Below are 20,170 nucleotides of genomic sequence, written 5' to 3'. Positions count from 1 at the left end.
TGGCTCTTCTGGTTTCTGTGTGGAAACGAGGTCTATACTGATAGAATATCCGCAAAATAGCCCTAAAAGTCTTGCCCAATAAGCATTTCACGACTCCATAAGCAAAAATTATCACACAAAGTCGAGAAGAGCCAAAGAATAAGAGAGCCAATCGATTTCAGAGAAAAGACTATACTGAAAATAATCAGCAGATCAGCACTTGATTTATAAGAGAAGCAAGATGAGAAAAAAATCTTTGTGGGTGGGATTATTAGTGGGATTTTGGTTTTGTCTGACTTGGATGGCATGGACACCCACAGCAGCCGCCTTTAGCGAAGAACAAAAATTATTACTACAATCTTGGCGATTAGTCAACCAATCTTATTATGATGACACATTTAATCATCAAAACTGGTGGCAGGTGCGGGAACAATTCATCAAAAAACCCCTCAACGATCGGACGGCGGCCTATAATGCGATCGAACAGATGTTAGCCACCCTCGATGAACCCTTTACCCGTCTCCTGCGACCGGATCAATACCATAACCTACAAATTAGCACCACGGGGGAATTATCGGGGGTAGGACTGCAAATTAATATCAATCCCGATAATGGTTACTTAGAAGTAGTTGCCCCCCTTGCCGGTTCTCCTGCTGAGGCCGCTGGTTTAACTAGCCACGATCGCATTTTGTTTATTGATGGTATCGATACCACTACTTTAACCCTCGATGCGGCGGCGGCCAAAATGCGCGGGACCGCCGGAACAGAAGTTTCCTTAGTCATTCTTCCCTATCAAAAAAGTCAACCAAAAACCCTATCTTTAACCCGTCAACGCATTTCTTTAAGTCCAGTGGTAGCGGTTTTAGATAAAAATTCTAGTTCCTTGCCCATCGGTTATGTGCGCTTAAATCAATTTAGTGCTAACGCTGCCAAAGAAGTCTCGGAAGCTGTGACGAACCTACAAAAACAAGGAGCCAAGGGTTATATTTTAGATTTAAGAAATAACCCCGGTGGTTTACTGCAAGCGGGCATAGAAATCGCTCGGATGTGGATTAATCAGGGAACGATCGTTTATACGGTTAATCGCGAGGGAATTGCCGATAGTTTTGCCGCTTCTGGTAATGCTTTAACCGACTCGCCTTTAGTCGTTTTAGTCAATCAGGGAACCGCCAGTGCCAGCGAGATTTTAGCTGGAGCATTACAGGACAATCAACGGGGAGTTTTAGTGGGAGAAAAGACTTTCGGTAAGGGATTAATTCAGTCCCTATTCGAGTTACCCGATGGGGCAGGATTAGCGATTACCGTCGCCAAATATGAAACTCCCGCCCACCATGATATTCATAAGTTAGGAATTATGCCGGATCAAGTGGTAGCACAGGAACCGATAACCTATGAGGAAATCGGCACCGAAAAAGATAGTCAATACCAAACGGCGATTCAGTTTTTAAACCAGAACACCGTTTTAGCCAAAGCTTCCTAAAGTGGGGTTTTCAGTTATCAGTTACCAGTTATCAGTTACCAGTTATCAGATGCGAGTTTTCAGGATTCTTCGTTACTTGGTATAGTTCGATCGGGGGGCATAAATCGACTAAATCCTTATCTGGCAAGAGACTTAATTGATTAGTTCGCTCTAGACAAAAACAATTGACAAAAATCGCCAAATGCCTTTTTACATAAGGGTTCCATCCCTTATAAACCCCGTCCATTGCATAACACAAACCGAAGAGCCATTTAGGGGTTTAGGGGTTTAGGGAAATTTCAGCCAAATGCTCTACTTCCCCACTTCCCACTTCCCACTCCCCCACACCCCACACCCCACACCCCAGTTCCCACTTCCCCACACCCGACGGCATAAATCGAACAAATTAGCCATTTTTTCCATCAATATCTAAATTAAGATGAAAACCTGTTTGATTTGGAGAGAATGCTAACATCGATTAGAATTTTCCCAGTCCGGGTTTTTCAACCTTGCAACCTTAACTCATCCTTGATCTTAACGCCATGCAGAGATATATTCGATCGCCCCTAGCCCTAACCCTGAGTATCAGCGTCTTAGCTAATTTTTTAACCGCTTGTAATAATGCCCAAACCCCGAATAACAACGCCTCTAGTCCCACCACCACTGCCCCCGGTGATGAGGGCTTAAAATTAGGAGCATTACTGCCCATTACTGGAGATTTAGCCGCTATTGGTCAAAATATGCCCGAAGCAGCCGCCCTAGCGGTGGAGACTATCAATGCCTGTGGTGGAGTCAATGGCAAACCCGTCACCCTCGTGAAAGAAGATGACCAAACCGATCCCGCTGCTGGTGCTTCAGCGATGACAAAACTAGCGGAGGTGGATAAAGTAGCCGGTGTGGTCGGTTCCTTTGCCAGTAGCGTCTCAGGAGCAGCCGTCGATGTGGCGGTGAGAAAGAAAGTTATGTTAGTCTCTCCGGGTAGCACCAGTCCTGTATTTACTGACAGGGCGAAAAAAGGCGATTTTCAAGGTTTTTGGGCGCGGACGGCTCCTCCGGACACCTACCAAGCTCAAGCTTTAGCGGTCCTAGCTAAGAAAAGGGGTTTTCAAAATGTGGCCACCGTCGTGATCAATAACGATTACGGAGTCGGATTTGAACGGGAATTCGTGAGCGCTTTCGATAAATTAGGCGGCACGATCACTAATAAGCAAAATCCCGTCCGTTATGACCCGAAAGCTGCCACTCTCGATAGTGAAGCGGCGGCTGCCTTCGCTAACCAACCGGATGCTGTAGCGGCAGTCCTTTACGCTGAAACGGGCAGTTTATTACTGCAAGCGGCCTATAAACAGGGGTTGACCAAAGGAGTTACTGTCCTCCTCACTGATGGGGTTTATTCGGAAGATTTCACCAAACAGGTGGGGAAAGGAACCGATGGTAAGTCAATTATTGCCGGCGCCCTAGGTACAGTCCCTGGGGCCGACGGTCAAGCTTTAAGCGCTTTTACTACTCTCTGGAAGGAAAAAACTGGCAAGGATGTCACCGCTTTTGTTCCCCATACTTGGGACGCGGGGATTTTATTGATGTTAGCAGCCGAGGCGGCTAAATCTAACACTGGTGAAGGGATTCAAAGCAAGATTCGTGAGGTGGCTAACGGTCCGGGGACGGAAGTAACCGATGCTTGTCAAGCCATGGAAATGATTCGCAAAGGCGAGGATATTAACTATCAGGGGGCCAGTGGCAATGTGGATATCGATGAAAATGGCGATGTGGTCGGTAGTTACGATGTCTGGACTGTTAAGGATGACGGCACTCTCAAGGTTATCGATAAGGTGACACCCAATCAGTAATTAGGGTATGCTGAAAAAGTTTTTCAGCATACCCTCAGTAAGGCTCTGAGGGGAATGTTTCTAGCTCCCACCAAATCAGCATCAAGTTTACCCTTCCCTACCGCTCAACGAGTCTGGGTAGGGAATCTCTGGGATATTCGTGGAAATAATCTTGATTAAAGTCTCTGGTCTTGATTTTGGGGATAACTGGGGAATAGATCTCTGGGGAAATCCTCGGCACTTAAACAGGTTTGTAAAGCTTGGGAGGGATTATTTTTGTCCACACCACGACTGACAGCGATAACGCACTCGGAAAAGCGACCGGGTAATAAACTTTGACGACAGGAATCTAAAATCTGTTTAGAAATCCCTAATTTATCGGGTTCCTTGGCTGTTTCCGTTTGTTTGAGGGAATTAGTGGCAAATAAGGGGGCAGCGCGATGGATATCGACCACACAATTACCTAGGTCGATGGGACGACGCACTTGAAAACAAGCTTGCAGAGCCAGATTACCATCGATCGGGGTTTTGGATTTAATCATCGCCACACAGCGGGATAATTCTTTAGGAATTAATGCTTCTGAACAAGCGGTGGCGGCATCTTGGGGACTGACTCCCGTGCCGACAATCTGACTGATACAGGCACTAAATTGATTATTGTTGCCAAATGCGATCGCTGTTCGGTTCATTTCTACTAAGCCAAGGGAAATAGTAGCGATCGCGCTCCAACTAGCAATTTTTTTAATATGGTTTTTCATCGTTCGCTCACACCGAGGATTTTAAGGCTAACTGGCCTTGATTTTAACAGATTCACGGGCAATGGGGGAATGGGGAGATGGGGAGATGGGGAGATGGGGAGATGGGGAGATGGGGTAGGGTTGATTCATGAATCAACCCTACCTTGAATCAACCCTAGGGAGATGGGGGGATAGGGAATGGGGAAATTCAACTAATACCCCAAAACCCTAACACCCAACCCCCAAAACCAAAGAGCCAAAATTAGTATTCTGGTACAGAAGAATCGACTTCGCGACTCCAGGCGCTGATGCCACCTTTGACGTTAATTCCTTCGATACCTGCCTCTTTGAGGATAGCGAGGGCTTTAGCGGAACGTCCCCCCATCTTACAATGGGCGATAAGACGATAACCGTTGACTAATTCCTTAATTTTGGGAATTGCCGCACCATTTTCGATATCGGGTAGGGGAATTAATACCGAGTTGGGGATATTAGCGATTTGGTACTCGTTGGGATTACGCACATCGATGAGAATGTAATCATTGGCATTGCTGTCAAGTAGTTCCTTTAACTCTACTACGGTAATTTCTGTCATTTTTTGCTGTTCTGCTGCTTCTTGTGCTTTTGCTTGCGGAATACCGCAGAATTGTTCGTAATCAATTAATTTTTCAATGACGGGACGGATGGGATTCGGACGCAATTTTAACTCGCGGAATTTCATTTCCCAAGCATTGTAGAGCAGTAAACGACCACTGAGGGTATCCGGAGCGCCAAGGATAATTTTAATGGCTTCTGTGGCTTGAATTGTGCCGATTACTCCGGGTAAAACCCCTAAAACGCCGCCTTCCGCACAGGAGGGAACCATCCCCGGTGGTGGCGGTTCGGGATAGAGATCGCGGTAGTTGGGACCGCCTTGGTAGTTAAAAACGGTTGCCTGTCCTTCAAAGCGGAAAATTGAGCCATAGACGTTGGGTTTGTCGAGAAGAACACAAGCATCATTAGTCAGATAACGGGTGGGGAAATTATCCGTCCCGTCGATGATTACATCATAGGGGGCTAAAATGTCAAGGGCATTTTCGGAACTTATGCGGGTTTCGTACAAATCCACCTGACAATAGGGGTTAATTTCTAGAATTCTGTCCTTAGCGGAAACAATTTTCGGTTTACCTACCCAGGAAGTGCCGTGAATAATTTGACGTTGCAGATTGGAACTATCGACGATATCGAAGTCAACAATACCGATTCTACCGATGCCAGCCGCCGCTAGATAGAGTAAAAGCGGGGAACCGAGTCCCCCGGTGCCGATGCAGAGAACACTGGCGGCTTTTAGTTTTTTTTGACCTTCTAAGCCCACTTCGGGCAGAATAATGTGTCGAGAGTAGCGTTGAACCTCCTCTTTGGAAAGTTCGATCGCCGCGAGATTAGGATTTAGCATAGATTGGGTAAATAGTGAAACCTGACTCGATTCGGGCAAGAATTTCGTCTCAGCACGGTTTAGAGACAAAAATCAGGAAGACTCGATCGCTTCCTGGATTTTCAATTCTTTCTATGCCTATGATAGTGTGAGGGTCTGGCTCCCTGTTGTTAATATTAGTTAACTTTCCCCTGCTACTTGGGCGCGGTATTCACTAGCGGAGAGGGTATCAGCCAAGGCAGTATCGGGATTTTCTACCCGCACTTTTAATAACCAACCCTCCCCGTGGGGATCATCGGCAATTAATTCGGGGGAGTCAATCATCGCTTGATTGCGATCAACTACGGTCCCCGAGACGGGAGGATAAAGATCTTCTACCGCTTTTACCGATTCGATCGTGCCGAAACTACTACCTACTTCCAGCGCCTCTCCCAATTCGGGCAATTCTAGAAACACGATATCACCCAATTGATCGACGGCAAAAGCACTAATTCCCAAGGTAGCGATTTCACCTTCGAGTCTGACGTATTCGTGGGTTTCTAGGTATCTCAAATCCTCGGGATATTCCAGTTCCATCGTCTGTCTCTAAATATTTACAGCATCAGTTAGTTTACTAGATCTCTTGGGGAAAATGTTCATCGGCTAGGGCTGTTTTATTGCCGATCGCTACCTAGACAAAATTAATTACACCGATCGAACCCTGATTAAACAGCTAGAATTGGTCTAGGTTGATCGGGGAACACCGGAACACTGGAACAATAACCGGTTTAAATACCTCCTAGCCTACTTAAGTAGGGAGGCACAATTATTTGTAGGATGGGTTAGCGGTAGCGTAACCCATGCGGGCGTTGGGTTTCATGCTTCAACCCAACCTACGTTCATCTTATATTTAATTCCACCCACCCACTTATGTTAAATCCCATCTTAGAGCCTCGTGGTGGCGAACATCAAACCATAAGAGCCTTTTTTGAGCCAAAAACCATCGCTGTGGTGGGATTTAATCGCCAAAATCCCCAACTTGATCGCACTCTTTTACATAATCTCCATCATAATCCCGGTCAGCACCGCCTTTATCTAGTTAATCCTCACCCCGAAAACTGGCTCGATCTTCCCACCTATAGCAGTTTAGAGGATATCCAGGCGGCGATCGATCTGGTAATTATCACCGCCCCCGCTCCCGAAATTCCCGCTATTATCGCCCAATCTGTCGAAAAACAGGTTAAATGCGCCCTGATTCTCTCCACGGGTTTTCGGGAAACTGGACAGACAGGGGAAAATTTACTTAGGGAAATTAAAGCGATCGCTGGTCAAAAATTACGCATAATCGGTCCCCATAGCTCAGGAATCTGCAATATAAGCCAAAATCTTAACGCCACCTTTTCCCCCATCCTGCCGAAAACCGGTTCAATTGCCCTGATTAGTCAAAGTGGGGCGATCGCTGCTGCCGTGCTTGATTGGAGTTTAAGCGAAAATGTCGGTTTTAGTCACTTTATCTCCCTCGGAGTCCTTTTAGATGTGGATTGGGGCGAATTACTCTATTATTTAGGAGACGATCCCCAAACCAAAAGCATCGTTATCTACTTGGAATCCCTGAATAATGCCCGCTCTTTTCTGTCCTCAGCCCGAGAAGTTGCCCTAAATAAACCAATTATCGCCATTAGTCGCCACAGTACCGACTTTGACCCCACTTCTCTTTCCCATGCTGGCAAATTAACCAGCGATCAGCTAACTCTCTCCGCTGCCTTTGCTCGCTGTGGCATCGTGGAAGTACAAAGACTGGCCGATCTCTTGAATATCACGCAAGTTTTAGCGAAAATTCCCCGATTTCCCCGGGGAAAACGCTTGACAATCATCAGCAATGGTTTTGCTCCCGCTCTTTTAGCGGCCTCGGCTTTACTGGCGGAAGATGGACAACTGGCAACCCTTACCCCCGCAACGATCGGAAAACTAGCGCCTCTTGTTCCCACGGATATCGTCCCCCAAAATCCCATCGATCTGCGTCGCGGCAGCGATCCCGATAGCTACGCTCGCGCCCTAGAGATCGCTTTAGCGGATGCACATACCGACGCGGTGTTGATGATTCTCTCGCCTCGCTTTAACACCGATCTGCGAGAAATTGCCTTTAGAATCGCTTCAATCGCTCAAAATAGCAAAAAACCCATTTTAGCAAGTTTGATGGGGGGAGAGGGCATTGCAGAGGGAGTAGCGTTATTAAATCAGCAGGGTATCCCCACCTATCGCTATCCCGATTCGGCCGCCAGGGTGTTTAATTTGCTCTGGAAATATGAAGAGAATCTGCGCGGTCTTTATCAAACGCCAATTTTAACCAATTCTCAGGAAAATGGCTCCGATCGAGTTTTAGTGAGCCAGATTATCGAGCAAGCAGGGGATAGAACAATTCTCAGTGAGCCAGAGTCTTTAGATATACTGAAAGCTTATGGAATCCCTGTTATTGTCACTAAAATTGCCGAAAGTGCCGCAGAAGCAGTTAATCTCGCTGAATCTCTCGGTTATCCCGTGGTGATGAAACTGTATTCGAGGACGATTATCCATAAAAGTGCGGTGGGTGGGGTACAATTGCCGCTTTTTTCCCCTAGGGCAGTGGTACAAGCATATCAGGCGATCGAAGCTAATATTAGCGCACAAGTGGGTGGGGAGCATTTTCTCGGAGTGATTATTCAACCGATGTTAGAAATCGATCGAGGATATGAGTTAATTATCGGCTCTAATTACGATGATCAGTGCGGACCGGTGATAATTTTTGGTACTGGTGGCCGTTTAGTCGATATTTTTCAAGATTACGCCACCGCTCTACCTCCTTTAAATACTAATCTCGCTCGCCGACTTTTAGAAAAAACCAAGATTTATCGGGCTTTTCAGGGGCTAAATGGGATTAAATCGCTTAATTTAGCGAATTTAGAGCAAATAATCGTTAAATTTAGTCACCTGGTCAGTGAACAACCTCGCATTAAAACTATCGATATTAATCCCTTTTTTGCCGATTCAGAGCAATTAATCGCCCTTTCCGCTTCTATCCTTCTTCATCCTCCAACTACACCCCCAGAAAAGTTATCTCATCCGGCGATTCGTCCCTATCCCGAACATTATATAGAACCTTGGACGACGAAAAGAGGCTTAAAAGTGCTAATTCGTCCAATTCAGGCAGCAGATGAGCCTTTAGTGCGACAATTTCACCATTATCTCTCGGAAGAAACCATTTATTATCGTTATTTTCATCTTGTCAATCTCGATCGCCAAACCGCTTATGATCGTCTTACGCGCATTTGTTTTATCGATTATGATCGAGTAATGAGCTTAGTGGTAGAGATTAATAAAGATCAGACGGAAGAGCCAGAAATTATCGCTATAGGACGCTTAAATAAACTGCATGGCGTTAATGTGGCGGAATTTGACCTATTAGTTAGGGATGACTATCAAGGTCAAGGAATTGGTACAGAATTACTACGTCGCTTGGTTACTATTGGCAAAAAGGAAGGATTAGAGGGAATTGAAGGGGAAATTTTAAGGGATAACCGTGCTATGCAGATGATAGCCGCCAAAGTAGGGTTTTCTCTCTATAAAACTGCCGATTTTGTCAAAGCGGAACTTGAATTATGAAGCCTTTTTGACAAGCTGATCACTAATTCTCTGGCTGAATTGTTTGGGCTAATCCTTGCTCTAAAGTAAAGGGAGGTTGCCAATCTAGGGTTTTTTGAATATAGCTAGAGTCAACGGTAAGAGAACCAAGCAAGCGATCGATATTATAGCTGTTAAAAGGGAGATTTTTCCCTGTTATAGATTCTACCCTATCACCCAGATAACCTAAGAATCTAAGTAAGGTAGTGGGGACGGGTAGCAATTGACAGGGTTGTTGAATTCGTTGAGCAATAAGTCGAATTAATTGGGGAGTCGAAACAGCTTGGTTATCGCTAATTAAAAAGATTTGATTAGCGGCATTAGGATGATCTAAACAGGTAATAATGGCAGCAACTAAGTTACCCACAAAGACAAAACTACGACGATTTTTGATCGCACCAAAAGGTAAAGGTAATCCCCGTTTAATTAGTTTCATCAAGCGCTCCATATTAGCACGATTGCCTAGTCCGTAAACTAGAGTAGGACGAAGGATCGTCCAAGTCATGTCACTATCTTTTGCTAGTTCAATTAAAGCTTGTTCTGCTTGCAGTTTACTACGACCATAGGGACTATCAGGGTGACAGGGAGAATTTTCGTTAAGAATATTATCACTTTCGGCAGCCATAGCATGAATAGAACTGACAAAAATAAAGTGCTTAACTCCCGCTTTTAGCGACTGCTTCACTAGGTTAATAGTCCCCTTAGTGTTAACTTTTATAAATGCTGCTTCTGGATTGGATATAGTCTCATGAAGGATATGAGCGCGTCCTGCTAGATGAATAACGGTATCAATGCCTAGCAATGCTTCTTGCCAATCGGTCATATCATCAATTTCACCCACCTGAATGGCCTTAATTGACAGGGATGCAGGAAACTCAAATTTCTGGCGAATTGCAGCTGTTATCTGGCAGTTATGTTGATGTAAAATTGGCAGTAAGTGGCTGGCAATAAAGCCGGTAGAACCTGTAACTAAAACGTTTTTCATTATTAATTATTCAATTAAGTTTAGTAAAGTTTCCAACCATGTTTATTGAAAAAATACACAGCCGATTGAGCAAAAACTATTGCCAGTTTAGTAGAGTTGTGCGCTCCTCTTGCCCAATGATGATAAATATTTACATGGGGGTAAAGTATGGTTTTGTATTTTTTAGACATTCTAAGGGTCAAATCATAATCTTCAAAATACATGAACATATTTTTATCAAAATAGCCAATATCATCTAAATATTTTCTGTTAAATAGCATAAAACAACCACTAATAATCGGTACTTCCATTATCTGGTTATAGCTAATATCTCGCATTTCATACCAGTCCAATCTCTTTTTGAAAAGAAATTGCATTTTTTTAGGAATAAAACGTCTAATAAATAAGGTTAAAACTGTGGGTTGACGCTTACAAAGGTATTGGATGTCCCCATTAGGGTAAGATATTTTTGGAGTAATCAATCCCACATCTTGATGTTTATCGAGGTAGTGAATAAGTTCAGTTATCACATTATTATCAAAATAAACATCTGGATTAATAACTAAATGATAATCATAATTTTTAGCCCTAGTAATAGCTAGGTTATGTCCTTGACCAAAACCAGTATTGTTACCATTATTGAAGTAATAATCTATATCGTATTCCTGAAAATTATCAAAGATTTTTTTGAATTCATCAGTAGGAGAATTATCTACTACAGATAAATTAATTTCTATGGGTGTGCTGAACAGAGATTTAATTGCTTGAATAACTATCTCTGGGTCATTTTTGTAAAGGACAAGGGAGGCAGTAAGTTGCATAAGTATCTAAAGCTATCTTTTACTAAAAAGAGTATCCAAACAATTCTATATCTTCCTTGAGATGTTCACTAATAATATTTTTAGTTTCTTCGTTATAATAACTCCTGTAGTCTCGCTGACGTTGAGGATTTTGATTGACGGTTGCTAGTTTTACTTTTGGTAACTTAAGCAATTCTAGTATTCTCTCATAGTCTTTTTGTCAAGTTTCAAATATAGTTAAAACATTCCCAGTCATTTAAGATAATTTTTCTCAGAGATTTCTCCAAAGACGACAACGCTACTTTGGGATTACGGATAAAAAGAGAGTTGTATTTGCAGGAAATTAACATTTTATTCTCGCCTCCAGTTGATTTTTTAGTGACCGTCGTAGAACTAGATTTTTTTTGCTATAATAACCTTCTGATCTTCAATTACATTGCGCGTCGAGTTTACTAGACGTATTTCAGCGTGAAAACCACAACTTTCTAACCGTTTAGTTATATCCAATCCGTAATTTCTGAAGGCAAGAACTCTTCCCTGTCCTCGAATCCGATCGCCATGATACTCCGGCTCAAGTTGATGTATGATAGTCCCATCAGGCTGTAAGAAACATCTTTCAACTGTCTTCGGTTTATCTGATAAAGGCACGGTAAAGATAAAGTATCCATCTTTTTTTAGGACTCTGTAAATTTCAGAAAAACCCTTGCTGTCATCAGGAACATGCTCAAAAACTTCGGTGGAAGTCACTAAATCAAAAGATTCGTCGTTGAGAAAAAGATTTTGAACGTCTTGACAGACAACAGAGTTCTTCATCAATCCTAGAGGTACATCATCAAAGTATTCAGAAAAGTATAAATTTTTAAATTTACCCTTTAAGAATTTATACAAAGCTCCGCGAGAAGACAACTCGTAAACAGAGGTACTGGTTGAAAAATTTAGAGATTCAATGGTCAAACCAACTGCTCTATGAATTTTAGTATATCTACAGTTTAAACAACGAGTACCAAAATATCCTGGATGTATCCGAACCACCACAGAACCGCATAAATTACAAATCCCAATCATCTAAATAGAGCCTCCTTTTATTTTTATATATGGTTATAGTTCATAATTTTTAATTAGCATCAATTAATTTTTTGTACTCCTGATAGTAATTGTAACACATACTTTCCAAAGAAAAAAGTTTTTCTGCTTTTAACTTAGCCCGAGAAACTTTGTCTTTAATTTCATCTAACATAAGTATTTTGTTGTTCAAGTCATCTATATCATCAAGTTTGAAAAATGTCACTTCATTGTCGTCAAACATCTCTCGAAATGTCGGAATATCAGAACAGATAATTGGAATTCCTAAACTGGCAGCTTCAACTAATGCAATACCAAATCCCTCTGAACGAGATGGAAAAATAAAGACATCACTTTCTAGGATAATTTCCCAGGGATTGTCTACAAATCCCAAAAAATAACACCTTTGTCCTACATCCAACTTGCTGGCTAAGAATTGTAAATTTTGAATATATTGAATATTAGAACCACCTATTAATGTTAGATGATATTGCTCATTTAACGCAAGAACTTTTAAAATTTGATCTATCCCTTTTCTAGCTCCTAAATTTGAGAGAGTTGAAATATTAGTCATATTTGATGATTTAATAGTTTGAACGCTATTAACTGAAATTCGAGGTACTCCATTATAAATTAGCTCTCCATCTTTTAACCCTATTTTTCTATAGTAGTTTTGTTGTACTCCAACTGTAAAAACCAGTCGATCAAATTTGCTTGAAACAAAATTCCATAGAGCATTATAAATCACTGATAAAGGCATTCCATATGAATACATTAGTTCTTCATGACGAAAACCATGAACTGTTGTAATTTTTTTTCCTCGAATTCTAGCCATATTTAGCCAGGTATAGCAATCTGGTTTCATTCCATGAGAATGGATAACATCAAATTCATTTAATTCATCATCAAACTTGACCAAAGATATCTTCTTTGTTGGAACCTCAACATTAAACTTGAAATTTCTTGATTTCGCATCTTTAAAGTAAAAAATTTTTACAAAACAATCTTTTAAGAGATTTTGAGCCAAAAGAAATGGAATTCTTGTCAGTCCACTATCTTCTAGACTGGGAACGATAAAAGCTACTTTCATATGAATAATAATTTACATTTTATACTTCTATTTGTTGACAATTATAGACTTTCGGTACTTTATGATGCTTAACCATCTACTATTGATAAGCTAAACCGAAGAACCAAAATTCTTAACAAAGGTAGTAATACGCAACTTCCTCTTTAAATACCTAATTAATACAACGCCAAGAGATATTAGTCTATCTATTGGTGATTGTTCTAAAACCTCGCTTCTCGCTCTAAACTCCTCCTTCAAGGCTAATTTTACATCTGAGGAGCGACCCCCCAGTAAATATTCAGCAGTGGCATAATCAAATTGTTTGGGTTTTGATACTTGAGTGAATCTGAGCCAGAGATGGTAATCCATAGCACATTTATAATCATTGTCAAACCCATTTACTTCTTCCATCAAAGCTCGTTCAGAAAAAACAGTTGGATGGGGAATTGTATTTACTATGTGAAGTAGTTTTTGACTAAATTTAGGGGGACAGAAACAACCCACTATAGTATCATCTGTGTGACTTCTCAATAGTTGATTACCAAAACACCATCGCCAGCCTTCTGAATTATAAGATGAAACCACTGACGACAGGGTTGTGTCAGCAGCAAATTTATCCCCTGCATGTAAGTGATTAATTAGAATTCCTGTCGCCAAACTTATCCCTTTATTCATAGCGTCAGAAATTCCTGCGTCTGGTTCGCTTACCCAATAATCAATTACTTCTTCATACTTGCGTATAATATCAACTGTACCGTCCGTGGAACCTCCGTCTATGATGATATATTCCACGTTATCATAAGTCTGGCTAATGATACTCTGAATTGTCTGCTCTAAGTGCTTTTCTCCATTAAAAACTACCGTTATAATAGTAACCAAAGGAACTGTAAATTTTTCCGATAACTCACTTGTCTCCCCGTAGGAGTGCTTGAAATATCCCTTTGTTCTTAATCCTCCTTCTCCCTTGCGTTCTAGATTTGCTGGAGATAATATTGGATATTGTAGGGGATCAGAAGTGAGCTTGCGAGTCGTGGAAAAGTTATGATTGAGATTAATTATTTTCATTGTTTTTTAGGGGCGAGTAATCTTTAAGCAATCATCCAGAAAGAACCGGGTAATCGATCTTTATTAAGTACCTAGGCAAAATTATTTACACATGACGATCATTGCCCCGTAAGGGTTTTAGCTCGATCGGGCAGGTAATTAATTTTGCATGACTACTTATAAGCATTGATATTCTCAAGAAACACAGAATTCTTATAATAAGATACCATAGATAAGGATGCCAACACTTCAAACTTTTTATTGAACTGTAGAAAAGTCTCTAAAAAGTATTGCTCGTTCCAGTATCGTGATTCTTTCAGATTCCATTCGATGGGATAATCATAGGGAAAAAATATATCGTGAATATGAACTAAGACTCCTGTTTGTAAACGGGGATAAACTTGAAGAAATTCAAACTCTACATCACTACCAGACTTAAATACATGACTAGAATCAACGAACAGAATATCATTGGTTTGCAGGGATTCAAAAACAGACAAATCTACGGCTTCTACTTTCTGGTTAAGCAAACTAAATTCTAGAAAATATTTACTAACATTAGCAAAGTCTTTTAAAAAATCTTGAGGATAAGGCTCGATCGAGATCAGTTGTGATTTTTGGGAATTTTCTATAAAATTCATTCTCAAAGCTGCGGCGATAATTTTAGTGCTACCACCTGAGCCAATTTCAATTATCCGAGACGGCTTTTTTTCTCTGACCATAGCATAGAGGACTTCTGCATCACCACTAATGAGACCAGAACTATCTTCGGAATAACCAAATGCTGAAAAAATTTCTTTATTGTTAAATTCTAAAGCATATTTTTCTAGTAAATATTTAACCAGTTCAGTTTGCTTGTCTAGATGCCATTCAATTGAGCTAAGAGGCCTTTCTTTGCCCGCGTATGTCATAATTTCCTGACGGTTGGGTATGGGCTGATAAAAATGGTCAGTAATTAGGGTGTAGCCAATATTTCTTAAGAGGGGATTGAATATTTGTCTGGCTAGAGCAAATTTAATATTTTTTCTACCCTGTTCGGTTTGCATACGGTTAAGTAATTTTTTCAACATTGTCAACCTTTACACTACTAATATTTACTGTCATGTTTTTTCGTCAAAGCCAACTGGGAACTGGCATCCTTGATCAAACTATTACTAGCTGGTTGTTTCCTATTAAATCTTGACAAAATACTGATGCGGCAGCCTGTCACCCATAATGGGCAATTTAATTAACCAACCAGTTCAAGACCGGATTCAATGGGTATATTGGGTACATCTTACCCGATGATCAACTTCTTGTAAAGAAAAATTTTAACCAGCTAACACCAGAAAGCGAACAAGAGTTTTCTAAGGTTATTGGTTGTCTATGCTTGATGCTCCTATCCTATTAGCTTTCTGGAGAGTTATTGTACTTTGGCCGGTCAACATCTAGATTTATTCTGGCAAATCTCCAAAACGCTCTCGATAGCGTTGAAGCAATGCTTCCAAATCCTCAGCCCGCATTTTTTCCTGTTGGGCCCGCATTCTTTCCTGTTCGGCCCGCATTCTTTCCTGTTGGGCCCGCATTCTTTCCTGTTCAGCCCGCATTCTCTCTTGTTCAGCCCGCATTCTCTCTTGTTCAGTTAGCTCTGACTCCGTGGGCAGTAAATCGCCGGCAAAAGTCGCCCAACGCAGCCAAACTGCCTCGACTCCCTTATACTCCCCTTGCCAGCGTACCAAGGACAAACCCAGCCTTTGACTGAAAAATCTTTCTCCCATCTCTAGAGATAATGGCTCGTAGTTGCCGTCTCTAAGGATAAAACCCGCCCAGTCTTCAGGATTAAAGGGATCGTACCAGAAATATTCTGGCACTCGCAAACGGTCTTGATAGATTGCTTTCTTTTCAGTTTTATCCTGTGGAGCGGTACTTTCGGAAAGGAGTTCGATAACCACATCGGGAGCTTTCCCTTCTTCCCAAACCACCCAACTTTTTCTTTCCGCTTTGGGAACTCCCAGGACAGCAAAGAAATCGGGACCGCGAAATTCCTCGTTTTTTAACTGTGCGGCGCTGAAATAAACGAACATATTGCCGCCTACATAGCCATCTTCCCTAGCAGCTAACCAGGGTAACAAGGTATCTATGAGTATATCCATCTGGAGTTTATGTCGTTGGGTTTCCATGGGAACGCCGTCATCGCAGGGCAATTCATCTTGAGTGGGTAGTGAAGGTCGAGAAGGGGCAATAGTTGAAGTCATGGGAGCTACGTTGGTGATTAGACTTAAGGGGCTTTTTCCTCTAGCATTGGGGAAAATATCTAGGGGCTAGAATTGAGACGGGGCAAAACATCACGGCAATTATAGCCTAAATGTATTATTGCTCATTCTTCTCTTCTGAATGGAAATATAAGTGGACTCTATCTGATGTCCAAGTTGGAACCCCTGTTCCAAAGAAATCTTGATCTTCCGTCCAAATCGGGCAGTTAAAAAGAAGGGCGGTTGCTAAAATCGGCCAGTCATCAAGATCTCTTTGTTTTATGCGTTTTATGGCCTCTGATTGATGTTGACTATAGAGCGAAGCTGGCACAACCTCTACAATGTTCGACACGCGGCCGAATCCTTCTCTAACAAGTGCCAGATCAAGTCCTTTGGAAGCCGCTATTTTGGGAATGTATTCTTGTGCATCATCAAGACAGACATCGGGAGTTAGAAAACAAGCGTTGTCGCCGACAGATTGCATCAACCTCGCCACCTTCACCCCAAATACACTTCTTATGATGATATTAGCGTCGAGAACGACGAATTTGAGTCTCACTTGTCCAAATCCTTTCTCTGATTTGTTCTGTCAGCTTCACGCATCTGACGAAACTCACGAACAATATCGTCTTCGGAAATTCCCTTTTGACTTAACAGATACTCAAATTGAGCGGCCACCGCTTGTAAGGCAGCGATATCTGCGCTTTTACTCCCCTGTTTAACCGGGAAATAGAACCCAACAGTATGACCGTGACGTAGTACCTCAACGGGAGTCTCACCGTATATGTATTTAGGGAGTTCGCTCCGAAATTCTCGCACCCCAATTTTCTCAATGTCATGCTTATCCATAGTCTCTCTCGTTGTGTTCATACTGTGTACACAGTGTAGCACTATTTGAGAAGGGATATCAACAAATAAATTTGCTCATGTTTTACCATAGAGTAGTCACCCAACTTTTTCTTTCCGCTTTGGGAACTCCCAGGACAGCAAAAAAATCAGGACCGCGAAATTCCTCGGTTTTTAACTGTGCGGCACTGAAATAAACGAACATATTGCCCCCCACATAGCCATCTTCCCTCGCCGCTAACCAGGGGAACAAGGCATCAATGAGGATATCCATCTGGAGTTTATGTCGTTGGGTTTCCATGGGAACGCCGTCATCGCAGGGCAATTCATCTTGGGTGGGCAGTGAAAGTCGAGAAGGGGCAATGGTTGAAGTCATGGTAGCTACGCTGGTGACTAGACTTATGGGGATTTTTCCTCTAGCACTAGGGAAAATATCTAGCCGCTAGAATTCAGACAGGGGCAAAATATTATGGTCATTATAGCCTAAATGTATTATTGCTCTTGCTCAAGATATCACTGTATAACTCTAAATATTTTTCTGCCTGTAACTCTAAAGTAAATTCTTGCTCCACTTTTTGCCTTGCCTGAATACACAATTTGTTATACCTTTCTCTATCTTCTAATACCCAATTAATTCCGCTTGCCAAGTCCTCCACCTCGAAGGGTTTGGCCAGATAACCATTTTGTTGATGTTCGATCATATCAGGCATTCCACCAATTTTAAAGGCCACAGAGGGAGTGGCACAGGCGAGAGCTTCCATGACTGTATTGGGAAGATTATCCTCAATTGAGGGAGCAACAAAAATATCGGCGGCGGCATAGACTAAAGCTAGGGAAATATCATCATTTAATCTGCCTAAATAATGGGTTTTCAGTCCAAAATCAGGCGGATTAACTGGTTCAGAAGCACCGAAGACCACTAACTCTAATTTATGCTGCCATATTTCCCCCTGACTGAGTTTTTTTATAGCAGGTAGCAGCAGATGAAACCCTTTTCGGTTATCGCTGGTAGGACTCATAGCCCCAAAGAGAATAAGCTGTTTATCTTGGGGTAATCCTAAGAGATGGCGAGCAGTGTTTTTCTCGATTGGTTTATACTTTTGAATATCTAAGCCATTGGCAATTACTTCTATCCGTAAATCCTGGAATAGAGAACTATTTCTAGCGCAATCTGCTAACCATTGACTGGGGGTAACAATAGTCAGATTGAGATTTTTCCAAGCTTTGGCTTTTCGCCACCAAACCCAACGAGAAATATCCCCATCTTGCTGACTTTTTAGTTGAGGACAATGACCACAGGATTGGGTATAGCGATCACATTCTCCACTATAATGACAACCACCCGTAAAAGGCCACATATCGTGAGCCGTCCAAACAAGAGGTTGCTTAAATTTGGCTAGGGTTTCAATTTGTAAAAACCCGGCATTAATCCAGTGTAAGTTAATAATATCTGGACTAATTTGGGCTACTCTAGAAACAAGGCGATCGGGAAGCCATTGGATAGAATAAGGTGTTCTCTCTCTTTGAGAATATAATGACAAGGGCAAGTGATCAACAGTAGGTATTAGCTTTGTCCATCCCTTCATTAATTTACTTGCTGGCGATAAAACAGTATAGTCATCAGTCGTTTTATCATTAACTAGCATAGTCGCTGCTACACTGATCCGATGTAACCCTTTATGCAGACGATGAGCGGCTATAAAAGCCCCTCCTTGACTATCAGAATTACTTAGTAAACATACTTTCATAATTTAAATAACATCTTTTCTATTTACATAGTTTTCCTTATTCTAAGAGCGGTATTTATCAAAGTCAATAAAGTTAATGTTACGGATATCAAGACTTTAATTTTCAACTAATACGGCGGTTACTCTATCCATCTGGCACAGACAAATCCTTATTGGATAAGCCTTTCGGCGTGAAAAATGTACCAGAACAAACATGAATCCGCCGTAACACTCTGAAACTTTTAGTTTAAAAAAAGCCAAGGATCGTTGAATTACAGAGGAAATTCCCAGTCAGATAAAACTTCTGCTAGAATATGATCGAGTTTATCCACTGTATCTGGATGTAACTTTTCTAGATATTGACCAGTTTTACCAGAACGCTGATGTTTCATAACCTCTATCTTTTGAACTGGGTTAGCTTTTGTCGTTAATCGAGCAATTTCTTCTTGAGAAGGATTTAATTCTAAAAATTCGGCAATTCTCTCAATAAATTCTGGGGTTTGAGCCGTGAAAAAGTCATATTTTAAATAAATAGAGTTTTGAGCAGTATCTCGAAGATGCTTGTATTTGTCGTACAAAGGTACTGCCCAAGTCTTCGATTCTTCCAGAACATATTGATCTATCCCCTGTTCTTGTAGTCTTTTCCTTCTTTCAAGAAACTCCTTCCTACTAATATCGTTCAGAGGTTCAGGATGGGTAAAAGCAAAGGAAAAATAAGCAGAGATAAGCACGTCTCTTGGATCTCTGAGAAAGAAAATATTTTTAAACTTATCTCTACCGGGAAAATCCAAAGGAACTCTTTGCGGCCCATATATTTTACCATGAAGAGAATAAAGGTCGCTGTAGGATTTTTCTAGGAAATTTTGGAGACAATCGATGTGAGGAGTGCCTAAATTAAATTTATTTCCCAAATGCCAGATGGCTCCAGCATAGTCCACCAATTCATAATCAGAATTTTTCAAGATTACACTAAATAATTGAGGCACAAAACTCGAAGCGCATTTATGAGTGGTGTAAAAGATAGCCGATTTGGGGTTTTCCGTATTTTTATAAACACTGATAATTTTTTTCTGCAATGTGACACTGTGAATTTTTGTCACAATTTTATGAGATAATTTGCTCAATAACATTACGAATAGCTCAAAAGCGTATATGATTTACAGATATAATAACACATAATTTATACTTTTGGAATGCCTATTGTAGGAAAATCCAAGTATAATTCAGATGATATTCCTGGACTTCCCCCGTATAAACATACTAGCTATGGCTAAAAGTCTTACAGAGCCTGAGTTCAAGCAATACAATACCAATGAACTACTGGACACAAAATCCTGAAGTTCTTACGCAGATAGGGTTTGAGGCAAAAATTTTCA

19 protein-coding genes and 1 pseudogene are annotated in these 20,170 nt (G+C 41.4%); 3 read left to right on the top strand and 17 right to left on the bottom strand.

Annotated features, from left to right (window positions below):
* The first annotated feature begins 220 nt into the window (after positions 1-220).
* Positions 221-1,459: a carboxyl-terminal processing protease CtpA gene (gene ctpA, locus IM509_RS03840; RefSeq protein WP_072925139.1), complete on the top strand. Its 1,239-nt coding sequence runs from the start codon at positions 221-223 to the stop codon at positions 1,457-1,459.
* 31 nt (positions 1,460-1,490) lie between these two features.
* On the opposite strand, the gene IM509_RS03835 is transcribed toward ctpA, so the two are convergent.
* Positions 1,491-1,685, bottom strand: coding sequence for a hypothetical protein (locus tag IM509_RS03835; RefSeq protein WP_072925141.1), 195 nt, complete (start codon positions 1,683-1,685; stop codon positions 1,491-1,493).
* Positions 1,686-1,980: 295 nt separating this feature from the next.
* On the opposite strand from IM509_RS03835, the gene IM509_RS03830 reads away from it, so the two are divergent.
* Entirely contained in the window at positions 1,981-3,285 is a 1,305-nt protein-coding gene (locus IM509_RS03830; protein ID WP_185237231.1) for an ABC transporter substrate-binding protein, read from the top strand.
* Between the two features lie 155 nt (positions 3,286-3,440).
* On the opposite strand, the gene IM509_RS03825 is transcribed toward IM509_RS03830, so the two are convergent.
* The 3 genes from IM509_RS03825 to gcvH form a co-directional block, all read right to left on the bottom strand.
* Entirely contained in the window at positions 3,441-4,022 is a 582-nt protein-coding gene (locus tag IM509_RS03825; protein WP_052275608.1) for a hypothetical protein, read from the bottom strand.
* Positions 4,023-4,263: 241 nt separating this feature from the next.
* On the bottom strand, positions 4,264-5,436 hold the full coding sequence (gene moeB, locus IM509_RS03820) for a molybdopterin-synthase adenylyltransferase MoeB (protein ID WP_052275607.1): 1,173 nt from the start codon (positions 5,434-5,436) through the stop codon (positions 4,264-4,266).
* 159 nt (positions 5,437-5,595) lie between these two features.
* Positions 5,596-5,991 (bottom strand): glycine cleavage system protein GcvH, encoded by a 396-nt coding sequence (gene gcvH, locus IM509_RS03815; RefSeq protein ID WP_002737085.1) that lies wholly within the window; start codon positions 5,989-5,991, stop codon positions 5,596-5,598.
* 333 nt (positions 5,992-6,324) lie between these two features.
* Here gcvH and IM509_RS03810 point away from each other — a divergent pair, with 333 nt between their 5' ends.
* Entirely contained in the window at positions 6,325-9,033 is a 2,709-nt protein-coding gene (locus IM509_RS03810) for a bifunctional acetate--CoA ligase family protein/GNAT family N-acetyltransferase (RefSeq protein ID WP_072925167.1), read from the top strand.
* 22 nt (positions 9,034-9,055) lie between these two features.
* On the opposite strand, the gene IM509_RS03805 is transcribed toward IM509_RS03810, so the two are convergent.
* The 13 genes and pseudogenes from IM509_RS03805 to IM509_RS03745 form a co-directional block, all read right to left on the bottom strand.
* On the bottom strand, positions 9,056-10,036 hold the full coding sequence (locus IM509_RS03805) for an NAD-dependent epimerase/dehydratase family protein (RefSeq protein WP_185237232.1): 981 nt from the start codon (positions 10,034-10,036) through the stop codon (positions 9,056-9,058).
* A gap of 20 nt (positions 10,037-10,056) precedes the next feature.
* Entirely contained in the window at positions 10,057-10,836 is a 780-nt protein-coding gene (locus IM509_RS03800) for a glycosyltransferase (RefSeq protein ID WP_052275604.1), read from the bottom strand.
* A 22-nt stretch (positions 10,837-10,858) separates the two neighbouring features.
* Entirely contained in the window at positions 10,859-11,008 is a 150-nt protein-coding gene (locus IM509_RS03795) for a hypothetical protein (RefSeq protein WP_249264849.1), read from the bottom strand.
* Between the two features lie 200 nt (positions 11,009-11,208).
* A complete protein-coding gene (locus tag IM509_RS03790; protein WP_185237233.1) occupies positions 11,209-11,880 on the bottom strand; it encodes a class I SAM-dependent methyltransferase in 672 nt (223 codons plus the stop codon).
* A 49-nt stretch (positions 11,881-11,929) separates the two neighbouring features.
* Entirely contained in the window at positions 11,930-12,967 is a 1,038-nt protein-coding gene (locus tag IM509_RS03785; RefSeq protein WP_052275602.1) for a glycosyltransferase family 4 protein, read from the bottom strand.
* A gap of 90 nt (positions 12,968-13,057) precedes the next feature.
* Complete coding sequence (locus IM509_RS03780) at positions 13,058-14,011, bottom strand: glycosyltransferase family 2 protein (protein WP_052275601.1); 954 nt, start codon at positions 14,009-14,011, stop codon at positions 13,058-13,060.
* A gap of 152 nt (positions 14,012-14,163) precedes the next feature.
* On the bottom strand, positions 14,164-15,060 hold the full coding sequence (locus IM509_RS03775; RefSeq protein ID WP_185237234.1) for a class I SAM-dependent methyltransferase: 897 nt from the start codon (positions 15,058-15,060) through the stop codon (positions 14,164-14,166).
* 363 nt (positions 15,061-15,423) lie between these two features.
* Positions 15,424-16,224, bottom strand: a complete 801-nt coding sequence (locus IM509_RS03770; RefSeq protein ID WP_185237235.1) for a Uma2 family endonuclease — start codon at positions 16,222-16,224, stop codon at positions 15,424-15,426.
* A 115-nt stretch (positions 16,225-16,339) separates the two neighbouring features.
* Positions 16,340-16,780, bottom strand: coding sequence for a PIN domain-containing protein (locus IM509_RS03765; RefSeq protein ID WP_052275598.1), 441 nt, complete (start codon positions 16,778-16,780; stop codon positions 16,340-16,342).
* Positions 16,777-17,070 carry a hypothetical protein gene (locus IM509_RS03760; protein ID WP_052275597.1) on the bottom strand — a complete coding sequence of 98 codons (294 nt, stop codon included), beginning with the start codon at positions 17,068-17,070 and terminating at the stop codon, positions 16,777-16,779. Before IM509_RS03760 ends, IM509_RS03765 begins: the two co-directional genes overlap by 4 nt.
* Positions 17,071-17,167: 97 nt before the next feature.
* Positions 17,168-17,443: pseudogene (locus IM509_RS03755) on the bottom strand (Uma2 family endonuclease); the annotation flags it as partial.
* Positions 17,444-17,543: 100 nt separating this feature from the next.
* Entirely contained in the window at positions 17,544-18,815 is a 1,272-nt protein-coding gene (locus tag IM509_RS03750) for a glycosyltransferase family 4 protein (protein ID WP_185237236.1), read from the bottom strand.
* Between the two features lie 251 nt (positions 18,816-19,066).
* On the bottom strand, positions 19,067-19,894 hold the full coding sequence (locus tag IM509_RS03745) for a sulfotransferase domain-containing protein (RefSeq protein ID WP_249264853.1): 828 nt from the start codon (positions 19,892-19,894) through the stop codon (positions 19,067-19,069).
* Between the last annotated feature and the right edge of the window lie 276 nt (positions 19,895-20,170).

Origin of the sequence: Microcystis sp. M31BS1 (assembly GCF_020245285.1) — a bacterium.
Lineage (GTDB): Bacteria > Cyanobacteriota > Cyanobacteriia > Cyanobacteriales > Microcystaceae > Microcystis > Microcystis panniformis.
This window is presented reverse-complemented; position numbering and strand designations above follow the sequence as displayed.

Excerpts from the sequence above, each read along its gene's own strand:
- moeB (WP_052275607.1), bottom strand. The coding sequence starts at position 5,436 with ATGCTAAATCCTAATCTCGCGGCGATCGAACTTTCCAAAGAGGAGGTT.
- IM509_RS03800 (WP_052275604.1), bottom strand. The coding sequence starts at position 10,836 with ATGCAACTTACTGCCTCCCTTGTCCTTTACAAAAATGACCCAGAGATA.
- IM509_RS03750 (WP_185237236.1), bottom strand. The coding sequence starts at position 18,815 with ATGAAAGTATGTTTACTAAGTAATTCTGATAGTCAAGGAGGGGCTTTT.
- IM509_RS03790 (WP_185237233.1), bottom strand. The coding sequence starts at position 11,880 with ATGATTGGGATTTGTAATTTATGCGGTTCTGTGGTGGTTCGGATACAT.
- IM509_RS03835 (WP_072925141.1), bottom strand. The coding sequence starts at position 1,685 with ATGGACGGGGTTTATAAGGGATGGAACCCTTATGTAAAAAGGCATTTG.
- IM509_RS03785 (WP_052275602.1), bottom strand. The coding sequence starts at position 12,967 with ATGAAAGTAGCTTTTATCGTTCCCAGTCTAGAAGATAGTGGACTGACA.
- IM509_RS03830 (WP_185237231.1), top strand. The coding sequence starts at position 1,981 with ATGCAGAGATATATTCGATCGCCCCTAGCCCTAACCCTGAGTATCAGC.
- IM509_RS03805 (WP_185237232.1), bottom strand. The coding sequence starts at position 10,036 with ATGAAAAACGTTTTAGTTACAGGTTCTACCGGCTTTATTGCCAGCCAC.
- IM509_RS03770 (WP_185237235.1), bottom strand. The coding sequence starts at position 16,224 with ATGACTTCAACTATTGCCCCTTCTCGACCTTCACTACCCACTCAAGAT.
- IM509_RS03825 (WP_052275608.1), bottom strand. The coding sequence starts at position 4,022 with ATGAAAAACCATATTAAAAAAATTGCTAGTTGGAGCGCGATCGCTACT.
- gcvH (WP_002737085.1), bottom strand. The coding sequence starts at position 5,991 with ATGGAACTGGAATATCCCGAGGATTTGAGATACCTAGAAACCCACGAA.
- IM509_RS03775 (WP_185237234.1), bottom strand. The coding sequence starts at position 15,060 with ATGTTGAAAAAATTACTTAACCGTATGCAAACCGAACAGGGTAGAAAA.
- IM509_RS03760 (WP_052275597.1), bottom strand. The coding sequence starts at position 17,070 with ATGGATAAGCATGACATTGAGAAAATTGGGGTGCGAGAATTTCGGAGC.
- ctpA (WP_072925139.1), top strand. The coding sequence starts at position 221 with ATGAGAAAAAAATCTTTGTGGGTGGGATTATTAGTGGGATTTTGGTTT.
- IM509_RS03780 (WP_052275601.1), bottom strand. The coding sequence starts at position 14,011 with ATGAAAATAATTAATCTCAATCATAACTTTTCCACGACTCGCAAGCTC.
- IM509_RS03810 (WP_072925167.1), top strand. The coding sequence starts at position 6,325 with ATGTTAAATCCCATCTTAGAGCCTCGTGGTGGCGAACATCAAACCATA.